Below are 10346 nucleotides of genomic sequence, written 5' to 3' on the forward strand. Positions count from 1 at the left end.
CCAGCCCGGCGGCCCCGGCCGCCGGCGGCCGCGGTGGCCGGCGGCGACCGGCCTGCGGGCCAGGGCCCAGGCCCGGGTCCGCCACCCCGGCGGCCATCACGAGGTGGGGGGGCCGCCGGGCCACGAGGACCTCGGTCAGTCCCATGCGCAGCTGCGGGCGCGGCCCGTTCCGGCCCCCGCCCGCAGCTGCGCATGGGACTGAACGGGTTCCTCGTGGCCTGGCTGCTGCCCAACCTCGTGATGGCCGCCGTGGTGGCGATCCTGGCCGTGGTCCCGGGCCTGCAGGCCTTTGGCAGCCTGACACCGCTGCTGACGGTGGTCGGGGTCGCCGGGCTGGTGGTGGGGCTGCCGCTGTGCCTGCTCGTGAACTGGGCGTTCCGGCACGTGCTCAACCAGTGGGTCCACGTGCTGGCATACGCGCTGATCGGCATGCTCTACGGCCTGGTGGTGCTCACGCAGGGCGCTGCGGGCATCCTGCCGATGCTCATCCCGGTGATCGGCTTCCCGGCCGCCGTGCTCATGGCCCTGGGCCGGACGGCGGCCCGTCCCCTCGTCCGCACGGTCACCCCGGAGCCGTCGCCCGCCGAGCCGGCCTGAGCACGCCCGACAACGAAAAGGACGATGGCCGGATGGCCATCGTCCTTCTCGGAACCGCGTCCGGGGCCCGCATCCCCTCAGGCATGTATCCCGGCTCGTGATTCGCACTGTGCACCGTCTCAATGGGGCATGACCCACTCTAGGAGGGACGACGGCGCCCCCGACAGTGGCGGAAGGTGCAGACTTTCGGGCCCTGATGTGATGCAGGTCACATGGGTCTGGTCCGCCGCTGCGACGGCGTCGGCCTCGTCAGACGGACCTGGGGAGCACCGCGCGCACCCGCCACCCCCAGCCCCCCGGCCCGGCCTCGATCGTGCCGCCGAAGGTGGCCACGCGATCCCGCATGGAGTTCAGGCCCACACCGGAGGAGTTCCACTGCGGCGGGCCGGACCGCTCGGTGACGGTGTTCTCCACCTCGAGCACCACGTCCGGCCCCGCGTCGCGGAGTTCGATGCACACGCGCGCGCCCTCGCCGGCGTGCTTGGCGACGTTCGTGGTGGCCTCCTGGAGCACCCGGTGCAGGGTGGAGCGCACGGAGATCGGCATCGCGTTCTGGTCGCAGCGGACGTCCGTCTCCACCGTCATTCCGAGACTGCGCAGCTCCTCGGCCAGTTGGGCCACGGACAGCACCGGATCCGCGGACGTCGCCCCGTCCGCGCCCCCCGCGGCGCCCGGCTCACCGCTCGGGTCCACGATCCCGTCCTCCTGGAGGATGGAGAGCATGCGCCGCAGGTCCCGCAGCGCGTCCTTCGCGGAGTCCCCCACCACGTCCAGCACGCCCTGAGCCGCCTCCGGGGCGCCGAGGTAGCGTGCCGTCCGAGCCTGCATCGAGATGATCGTGAGGTTGTGCGCGACCACGTCGTGCAGGTCGCGGGCCAGGGAGCGACGCTCGGCCTCGGCGGCCAGCCGGGCCCGCTCCTCCGCCTCGAACACCCGGCGGCGATCCCGCTCCCGCCGGGCCAAGCTCTCGCGGATGAAGAGCCCGCCGCCGAGGCCCATGGACATGAGCAGCAGGATGAACCACGTCGCGTTCGACTGACCCACCGCGAACGGCTGGGCGACGCCCCAGGTCAGTGCCAGGACGGCGGCCGTGACGACGAACCCCCAGGAACGGGCGGTCGCCGCGACGGCCCCGAGGACCACGGGCGCGACGACGGCGAAGAGCACCTCGGAACCGCCGACGACGGTCGCGACGGCCCCGGGCAGGAGCAGGGCGAAGCCCACCGTGCTGCGCCACCACTGGGCGAGGAAGGCGCTGGTCGCCGACGCGATGGCGATCCCGTCCAGGACCGGGATGGCGCCGTGGCCCGGGCCGAAAAGACCGATGTCGGACGCGGTCGAGGCGAGCAGGAAGGCCGACCCGAAGGCGAGATAGACGCGGCTCAGCGGCGCCGCGGCCCAGAACGCGCCCCACCGCAGGCTGCGCGGCTGACGCCACGACGAGGAGCGGCGCGCCCGGGAGGGCGCGCCGCTCCGGACGGAGGGGATCGATGGGCTCGAATCAGGCATCAGGGGCGGACCGACCCGGGGTCAGTCGCACCAGATGCCGAAGTGGCGACAGGTCCACTCCGCAGTGCCCTTGGAGAGGCCCAGGGGCGTGACGACGTCGTCCTCGGCCGAGGCCGCCGAGGCGGCGGCGGCCGGAGCGCCGACGAGGGTGGAGGCGAGAAGGAGAGCGGAAGCGAGGAGAGCGCGAGTCTTCATGGCCCCAGTATGTATGACGCCCGTCACAAATGGTGCACGCCGCGCACAGGCCGCGCCGCGGCATGGCGCAGATGACGGCCGGCGGGCACCCCGGCCTCGCCCCGACGCCGACAAGGTGGCATGCGCCACAGCACCGGTTACGCTGACCTGCGTGTCCGAAGAGCTGCGCATCCTGATCGCCGACGACCAGCCGCTCATGAGCGGCGCGCTCCGCGTGCTCGTCGACTCTGCCCCCGGCATGACCTGCGTGGGTGTGGTCGCCAACGGCGTCGAAGCCGTGGAGGCGTGCGCCGCCATCGAGCCGGACGTGGTCCTGATGGACATGCAGATGCCCCTGATGGACGGGGTGGAGGCCACACGCCGGATCAAGGAGACCCACCCCGCGATCCGGGTCCTGGCGATCACCACGTTCACGTCCGAGGACTATCTCGTGCCGGCCCTGCGCGCCGGAGCGGGCGGCTACCTCCTCAAGGACGCGGAGCCGCCGGCCATCCTGGGCGCCATTCAGGCCGTCCATCGCGGCGAGTCCGTGCTCTCCCCCGCCGTGGCGACCAAGCTGCTCGCCTCGATCGAGCGGGACCGGCCGACGGTGGGCCCCACCTCGGTGCAGCCCGGCAGCCCCGACGGCTCCGACCTCACCGAGCGGGAGCTGGGCGTGCTGCGGCTGCTGGCCAGGGGTCAGTCGAACCCGGAGATCGCCGCGAACCTCTTCGTCTCCGAGTCCACGGTCAAGGCCAACCTCACGCGGATCATGGCCAAGCTGGAGGTCCGCGACCGCGTCCAGCTGATCATCCGGGCGGCCCAGCTCGGGCTCGTCACCCTCGCCCTGGACTGAGCGCGGCGGGGTCAGCCACGGGCCGCGATCTCGTTGCGCCGCGTGTTGAGGTCCTTCAGGACTTGCATCCCGTGCTCCACCACCGGGTCCGCCTCGGCCAGGAGCGACTCCTTGGCCGGCCCGTAGGCGAGGTCGGCGAACGTGCCGTTCTCCGGGTCGAGGGCCCGGATCTCCTGCTGCACCAGGCGCACCTGGTCCAGGCCGGCCGCGTACTCCACCGCTCGCTCGTCGATCTTCGTCAGGGACGCCTCCGCGTCCTCCGGGATCTGCTCCAGGGCGAACTGGGCCTCGTAGAGCCGGTTCTGGTACGTGCAGGGCTCCTCGATGTCGTAGAGCCCCACGCCGCGACCCACGGCCTCCTGATTGGCCTGGGCGATCTCCTCCGCCAGGCGCTTGCCGACGGCGACATCCGTGGGGGCGGCCATGCCGGCCTCCGCCATGGCCACGTTGACGGTGCCGCCGCCGATCGAGATGACCGCGCTCTCCATCCCTTCGGGCGCGCCCTCGTCCGAGGTGGTCATGCTCGCGGTCGCCCCCTGCGGGAGCCGATCACGCAGCCAGGAGTAGGACTCCTCCCCCATGCAGAGGTTGGGGCCGACCTTGAGGCCCTCCGGGTTGCGGCCCGCGCTCGTGACGCCGGCGAGGACCACGGTCCGCTCGGTGCCGCCTTGGTTCACCACCACGGTGTTGCCGTCCAGCACGGTGACGATGTCCACGCGGGCGGCGTCGGCGGCCACGCCGCGGAGGACGGTGACGATGCCCAGCAGGAGCAGGACGGCGGCGACGGCGAGGAAGACCAGCAGCCCCTTCAGGGGGACCCGGGCACGGGCGGCGACGTGAGTCATGCGGACTTCCTGCAGGTGGACGGCGGGACGGGGGGCCGCGACGACGGCCCGGAGCCCGAGTCTAGCGAAGGGCCCCGGGACCGCCGAGCGGCGGGCCGAGGGACGGCTGCGTCGGGCTCAGCGCTCCCGGCGGTAGAACGGCGTGGCCACCACGGTGAACGGCTCACCGCGGCCGCGCAGGTCCACCTGCAGGGACGTGCCCTCGGCGGCCACGTCACGGCGGACGCGGGCCAGGGCGATGGGGTGTCCGAGGGTCGGGCTGGGGGCGCCCGAGGTCACCTCGCCCACCCGCTCGCCGGACTCGTCCAGCACGGCGTAGCCGTGCCGGGCGGCACGCCGGCCCGCACCCTGCAGCCCCACGACGACCTCCTCGACGTCGTCCTTGCCGACCAGCGCGGACCGGCCGACGAAGTCGGCCTCCTTGCTCGCGGGCACCGCGAAGCCGACGCCAGAGGCGTGCGGCTGGTGCCCGGTGTCCAGCTCGTTGCCGTAGAGCGGCATGCCCGCCTCGAGGCGCAGCGAGTCCCGCGAGGCGAGCCCGCACAGCGTCAGCTCCACGCCCGCCTCGTCCGCGGCCGAGAGCATCGTGTTCCACACGGCGGAGCCGCGGTCGCCGGCCTCGGCGGTGGAGGCGGCGGGCAGGAACAGCTCGAAGCCGTCCTCACCGGTGTAGCCGGTGCGGGCGACGACGGCGATGACGTCACCGGCGTCCGTGGGCACGGTCAGGGTCAGGTGGCCGTAGTACTTCAGCTCGGCCAGCTGCGCCGCGGCCTCCGGCATGGCCCGGGCGAGGATCCTCTCGGCCTGCGGGCCCTGCACGGCCACGAGGGCGGTGGTCGAGGACTCGTCCTCGACGACGGCGTCCCAGCCCGAGGCCCGCTGGTTCAGCGCGGTGTGGACCGCGGCGATGTTGCCAGCGTTGGGCACCACCAGGTAGTCGGGCTCGGAGCCGGCCTCGCCGTCGTCCATCCGGTAGACGATCGTGTCGTCGAGGATGGTGCCGGCGTCCGTCAGGCACAGGGCGTACTTGGCGCGGCCGGGCTTCAACGTGGAGAGCACGCTCGAGAGGGCGTGGTCCAGCATGGCCCCGGCCTCCGGGCCGGTGACCCGGATCTCGCCCATGTGGGAGAGGTCGAACAGGCCGGCGGAGGTGCGCACGGCCTTGTGCTCGGCCAGCTCGGAGCCGTACTTCAGGGGCATGTTCCAGCCGCCGAAGTCCGTGAACGTGGCGCCCGCGGCCTCGTGGACCGGGTGCAGCGGGGAGTTGCGCGTCGAATCGCTCATGGGGGTGATCCTCTCAGTCCTCGTCGGCGGTGTCGGCCACGGCGCCCTCGAACGCCTCGGGCGGCGGGCACGAGCACACGAGGTTGCGATCGCCGTAGGCGCCGTCGATGCGGCCCACCGGCGGCAGGTACTTGTCCAGACGCAGGCTCGGCACCGGCGTGCCCGCCTGGGCGCGCGAGTAGGGGCGATCCCACTCGTCGGCCATCAGGACGTTGAGGGTGTGCGGGGCGCGACGCAGGACGGAGTCCGCCACGGTCTCCGGGGTGACGGCGGTGATCTCGGCGTGGATGGCCTCCATGGCCTCGATGAACCGCTCGATCTCCTCGAGGTCCTCGGACTCGGTGGGCTCCACCATGAGCGTGCCGGCCACGGGGAACGCCAGGGTGGGGGCGTGGAACCCGTAGTCGATGAGGCGCTTGCACACGTCCTCGGCGGTCACGCCCGTGCGGGCCGTGAGCTCGCGCAGGTCGAGGATGCACTCGTGCGCCACGAGGCCGTCGTTGCCCGTGTACAGCGTCGGGTAGAGGGGCGCGAGGCGGCGGGAGATGTAGTTGGCGCCCAGCAGCGCGTGCGCGGTGGCGGAGCGCAGGCCCTCGGCGCCCATCAGGTGGATGTAGGCCCAGGAGATGGGCAGCACGCCGGCCGAGCCGTGCGGGGCCGCGGTCATCAGGGCCTCGCGGGAGGGCAGGTACGGCACGAGGTGCTCGCCCACCGCCACGGGGCCCACGCCCGGGCCCCCGCCGCCGTGCGGGATGCAGAACGTCTTGTGCAGGTTCAGGTGGGAGACGTCTCCGCCGAACTCGCCCGGCTGGGCCAGGCCCACGAGCGCGTTGAGGTTGGCGCCGTCGATGTACACCTGGCCGCCCGCGGCGTGCACCGTGGCGCAGACCTCCTTGACGTCGGCGTCGTAGACGCCGTGCGTGGAGGGGTAGGTGATCATGATGGCCGCGATGCGGCCCTCGTTCGCCGCGATCTTGGCGTCCAGGTCGGCGGCGTCGATCGTGCCGTCGTCGGCGGTGGCGACGACGACGACCTTCAGCCCCGCCAGCACGGCCGAGGCCGCGTTGGTGCCGTGGGCGGAGGCCGGGATCAGGCAGATGTCCCGCTCACCCTCACCGCGGGCCAGGTGGTACTGGCGGATGGCCCACAGGCCCGCGAACTCGCCCTGCGAGCCGGCGTTCGGGGCCACCGAGACGCCCGCGTAGCCGGTGATCTCGGCGAGCTTGGCCTCGAGGTCCGCGATCAGGAACCGCCAGCCCTCGGTCTGGTGGTCGGGCGCGAACGGGTGGATGGAGCAGAACTCGGGCCAGGAGATGGCCTCCATCTCCGCGGTGGCATTGAGCTTCATGGTGCACGAGCCCAGCGGGATCATGGTGCGGTCCAGCGCCAGGTCGTAGCCGGAGAGGCGGCGCAGGTAGCGCAGCATCTTCGTCTCCGAGTGGTGGGTGTTGAACACCGGGTGCGTCATGAACGCGGAGGAGCGGCGCAGCGACTCCGGCACGGCCGGGGTGGCCACGGCGCCCTCGTGCGCGGAGGCCGGCAGGGAGCCCGCGTCCAGGCCGAACGCCGTCAGGACGGCCACGAGGTCGGCGTCGACGGTGGTCTCATCGGCTGCGATCCGCAGGGTGTCCGCGTCCACCAGGCGCAGGTTCACGCCGTTCTCCTCGGCGGCCTGCAGGACCTGCTCGGCCCGGCCGGGCACGCGGACGGTGATCGTGTCGAAGAAGTGCTCCTCGGCGACCTCGACGCCGCCGGCCCGCAGCGCCTCCGCCAGGCGGACGGCCTGGGCGTGGGCGTGGCGGGCGATGCGGGCGATGCCCTGGGGGCCGTGGTAGACGGCGTACATCGAGGCGACGATCGCGAGCAGCGCCTGGGCGGTGCAGATGTTGGAGGTGGCCTTCTCGCGCCGGATGTGCTGTTCGCGCGTCTGGAGGGCGAGGCGGTAGGCGGGCTTGCCGGCGTCGTCGTGGGAGACGCCCACGAGGCGGCCCGGCATGCTGCGCTGCAGGCCCTCCTTCACGGCCATGTAGGCGGCGTGGGGGCCGCCGAAGAACAGGGGCACGCCGAAGCGCTGCGTGGAGCCGACGGCGATGTCCGCGCCCTGCTCCCCGGGCGGGGTGATCAGGGCGAGGGAGAGGATGTCCGCGGCGACGGACACGAGGGCGCCGGCCTCCTTGGCCTGCGCGATGACGGCGGCGTGGTCGTGGATACGGCCGGAGTCGCCGGGCTGCTGCAGCACGACGCCGCACAGGCCCTTCTCCTCGACCTCGGCGCGGAGGTCCTCCGGGATGCCTGCGGAGAGGTCGGCCACGCGCACGTCGATGCCCACGGCCTCGGCGCGCAGGCGCACCACGGAGAGGGTCTGCGGAAAGAGGTCCGCGTCGAGGAGGGTGACGCCGTCGGTCCTGCGGCGGTTGGTGCGGTGCATCAGGAGCACGGCCTCGGCGGCGGCGGAGGCCTCGTCCAGCAGGGAGGCGTTGGCGATGTCCAGGCCGGTGAGGTCCTGGACCATCGTCTGGTAGTTCAGGAGGGCCTCGAGGCGGCCCTGGGAGATCTCCGGCTGGTACGGCGTGTAGGCCGTGTACCAGGCCGGGTTCTCCAGCACCTTGCGGAGGATGACGCCCGGGGTGACGGTGTCCGAGAAGCCCTGCCCGATCATCTGGGTCTTCATGATGTTGCGGCCGGCGATCTCGCGCAGCTGCTCCAGGACCGCGGACTCGGTCAGCGGGGCGGGCAGCTCGAGGGGCTTCGGCTGGCGGATGCCGGCGGGGACGGCGGTGTCCACGAGGGCCTCGAGCGAGTCGTAGCCCAGGGTCTGCAGCATGTGCTCGACGTCCGCGGGGCGCGGGCCGATGTGGCGGGCCACGAAGGGGGCCGAGGCGGTGTCCTTGGGCTCGACGCGCGCGTGCGGCAGCGCGGTCGTGCTCTCGGTGGTCTGGGGGCTGGTCACGGGGTACCTCCGGGGGATCCTGCCGCGGTCACGGCGTGGGTCTGCTCCTCCCCGCTCTGTCATGGACCTGAGAGTTTCCGACGCCCGGGCGGGCGGCTTGCACCGTCGGTGGTCTCGGTCCGGACGCGGGCGCGGCGGAGGGAGACGCTTTCCAGAGCGCCTGACCCCACGCGGTACGGATGCCTGAGAGATTCCCGGGGAGGGTTTGCTCCTTCGGCGGCCTGCTCACGCGGCCGGCCGGGGCAGGACGCGCGCCGACGCTCTCCCGCGCGGGGCATGCGGCGTGCCGTCAGTATCCCACACGTGTAGGCCGCGTCACAGGGCGCCCGGGAGGGGCCGGACGGGGCGTGTCGAAGGCTTTCGTTGATGAAACGGCGGCGTGTCGAAGCGCTTTCGTTCAGGAAACGGGTGACGGGAGGAATGGCTCAGTCGCATGCCGTCGGCTCACGACAGTCGGTAAGGGACGTCATTCGGCGGCGCGCCTCATCGCCGGGCCTCAATCCCACAGCCCGGCAAGCCCGCCCAGCTGGTAAACCGCGAGCCCGATGACGACAAGACAGACAAGCCCTCCCAGGGCGTTGGCCAGTGGGCCGTTCCGATGCGAACCCATCAGCCGACGACTGTTCATCACGACCATCAGGAATACGGCCACGATGGGCAAGAGAAGCCCGTTCGCCGCCTGTGCGATAACGATGACCTCCGTGGGATTCGTGCCCGTCAGGGCAATGACGGCACCGATCGCAAGGACTGCGCCCCACACGATGCGAGCAGGGACGCTGCGCAGATCGGTGTCCTGGCCCAGTGTGCCGGCAATCGCGTACGCCGCGCCGAGCGGGCCGGCTACGGCGGACGTGAACCCGGCCGCGAACATGCCCGCCGCGAAGACCCAGCCAGCCGCGTCCCCGAGGAGGGGCTCCAGGGCGGACGCGAGGTCCCGACCGGTCTCGGCCTGCATGCCCTTGACGTACATCCCGCCGAACGCCGTCGCCATCACGGCCAGAGTGATTACACCTCCGACGGAGATCGACACCGCCGTGTCCGTCCTCGCCGCTCGGAGAGATTCCCGCGAATCCAGACCCGGCCCCCATTTCTCCTGCACCAAACTCGCGTGCAGGAAGAGGTTGTAAGGGACCACGGTGGTCCCGATCAGTGCGACCGCCAGCAACGCCGTGCCGGGTGGCAGCCGGGGAACGAACATGCCCATCAAGAGGTCGCCGATCGGAGGCTGAACTAGGACAGCAGTGACGATGAACAGCAGCCCCAATAACCCGACCATGACGGTCAGCACCCGCTCGATCAGTTTGTAGCTGCCCGTCCAGAGCAGAACGCCGATCGTGAGGACGATCCCGATGACGACCACGGGCTGGCTGAGTCCGGTCACACTAGTCAAGGCGAGGGCGGTGCCGACTGTGTCACCGCCGGCGTAGGACGCCCCTCCGATGCCGATCGCCGCGACGACGAGGATCGCCATGACAAGTCGTGCCGGCACCGAGGAGAACACCTCGCGCAGAGCGTGTCCCAGACTCATGCGGGTCGCGAGGCCCAGCCGTCCCGACATCTCCTGCAAGACGATGGTGGCCAAAATTGAGAAGACGACAGCCCAGGCCAGGACGAATCCCTGCTCGGCACCGGTAACGATGGAGGTTGTGATGGTCCCCGGCCCGATGAAGGACGCGGCGATGATTAGCCCCGGACCGAAACGACTAGGGCATGTCTGACAATCGTTTTGACCATGCGATCACAGCATTCAGGACCACAGCGGCCCTGTAGATGATCGCGTACTTGTCATACCGGGTCGCCAGGCCCCGCCACTGCTTCAGGTGCGCGTACTGGCGCTCGATGACGTTGCGGCCCTTGTAGGCGGCCGCGTCGAGGCTGACGGGGCGCCCGCCGCGGGCACCGCGCCGTCTGCGGTGGCCCTGCTGGTCGGCCGGTTCGGGGATGACCGCTTTGATCCCACGGGCGCGTAGGTGGGTGCGGATCGCCCGGGAGGAGTACGCCTTATCGCCCAGCACGGCCTCGGGGCGGGTCCGGGGCCGCCCTACTGGCCGGGTCACGCGCAGCTGCTCCAGAAGAGGAAGCAGCATCGGGGAGTCCCCTGCCTGGCCGGGGGTGATCAGGCTGACCAGCG

At 71.8% G+C, this 10346-nt stretch carries 9 protein-coding genes and 1 riboswitch; of the genes, 2 read left to right on the forward strand and 7 right to left on the reverse strand.

Going from position 1 to position 10346, the window contains the following annotated elements; all coding sequences use genetic code 11:
- Window positions 1-192: 192 nt before the first annotated feature.
- The gene (locus FLM69_RS10365; RefSeq protein ID WP_241251948.1) at window positions 193-597 is read left to right on the forward strand and encodes a hypothetical protein; all 405 of its coding nucleotides are present in this window, start codon (window positions 193-195) and stop codon (window positions 595-597) included.
- 249 nt (window positions 598-846) lie between these two features.
- On the opposite strand, the gene FLM69_RS10370 is transcribed toward FLM69_RS10365, so the two are convergent.
- Together FLM69_RS10370 and FLM69_RS11400 are read right to left on the reverse strand one after the other, a co-directional pair.
- Window positions 847-2106, reverse strand: coding sequence for a sensor histidine kinase (locus tag FLM69_RS10370; protein ID WP_101967249.1), 1260 nt, complete (start codon window positions 2104-2106; stop codon window positions 847-849).
- A gap of 21 nt (window positions 2107-2127) precedes the next feature.
- Window positions 2128-2301 (reverse strand): hypothetical protein, encoded by a 174-nt coding sequence (locus tag FLM69_RS11400; RefSeq protein ID WP_166795239.1) that lies wholly within the window; start codon window positions 2299-2301, stop codon window positions 2128-2130.
- A gap of 151 nt (window positions 2302-2452) precedes the next feature.
- On the opposite strand from FLM69_RS11400, the gene FLM69_RS10375 reads away from it, so the two are divergent.
- Complete coding sequence (locus tag FLM69_RS10375; RefSeq protein ID WP_100056586.1) at window positions 2453-3136, forward strand: response regulator transcription factor; 684 nt, start codon at window positions 2453-2455, stop codon at window positions 3134-3136.
- Window positions 3137-3147: 11 nt separating this feature from the next.
- Here FLM69_RS10375 and FLM69_RS10380 read toward each other — a convergent pair whose 3' ends face one another.
- From FLM69_RS10380 to FLM69_RS10400, 5 genes are all read right to left on the reverse strand, one after another.
- The gene (locus FLM69_RS10380; RefSeq protein WP_134415958.1) at window positions 3148-3981 is read right to left on the reverse strand and encodes a thermonuclease family protein; all 834 of its coding nucleotides are present in this window, start codon (window positions 3979-3981) and stop codon (window positions 3148-3150) included.
- Window positions 3982-4098: 117 nt separating this feature from the next.
- On the reverse strand, window positions 4099-5265 hold the full coding sequence (gcvT, locus tag FLM69_RS10385) for a glycine cleavage system aminomethyltransferase GcvT (protein WP_141844152.1): 1167 nt from the start codon (window positions 5263-5265) through the stop codon (window positions 4099-4101).
- Between the two features lie 13 nt (window positions 5266-5278).
- A complete protein-coding gene (gene gcvP / locus FLM69_RS10390) occupies window positions 5279-8215 on the reverse strand; it encodes an aminomethyl-transferring glycine dehydrogenase (RefSeq protein WP_141844154.1) in 2937 nt (978 codons plus the stop codon).
- 161 nt (window positions 8216-8376) lie between these two features.
- Window positions 8377-8493: riboswitch (glycine riboswitch) on the reverse strand.
- A gap of 218 nt (window positions 8494-8711) precedes the next feature.
- Window positions 8712-9899, reverse strand: a complete 1188-nt coding sequence (locus FLM69_RS10395; RefSeq protein WP_082836663.1) for an Nramp family divalent metal transporter — start codon at window positions 9897-9899, stop codon at window positions 8712-8714.
- 19 nt (window positions 9900-9918) lie between these two features.
- Window positions 9919-10346, reverse strand: a 428-nt coding sequence (locus FLM69_RS10400; RefSeq protein WP_141844156.1) for a transposase, incomplete at its 5' end; no start/stop codon positions are given.

Origin of the sequence: Micrococcus sp. R8502A1 (assembly GCF_006704135.1) — a bacterium.
GTDB classification, from domain to species: domain Bacteria; phylum Actinomycetota; class Actinomycetes; order Actinomycetales; family Micrococcaceae; genus Micrococcus; species Micrococcus luteus.

What these genes read in the sequence shown, in the direction of transcription:
- FLM69_RS10365 (WP_241251948.1), top strand. Translation starts at nt 193, where the DNA reads ATGGGACTGAACGGGTTCCTCGTGGCCTGGCTGCTGCCCAACCTCGTG.
- FLM69_RS10370 (WP_101967249.1), bottom strand. Translation starts at nt 2,106, where the DNA reads ATGCCTGATTCGAGCCCATCGATCCCCTCCGTCCGGAGCGGCGCGCCC.
- FLM69_RS10380 (WP_134415958.1), bottom strand. Translation starts at nt 3,981, where the DNA reads ATGACTCACGTCGCCGCCCGTGCCCGGGTCCCCCTGAAGGGGCTGCTG.
- gcvT (WP_141844152.1), bottom strand. Translation starts at nt 5,265, where the DNA reads ATGAGCGATTCGACGCGCAACTCCCCGCTGCACCCGGTCCACGAGGCC.
- FLM69_RS11400 (WP_166795239.1), bottom strand. Translation starts at nt 2,301, where the DNA reads ATGAAGACTCGCGCTCTCCTCGCTTCCGCTCTCCTTCTCGCCTCCACC.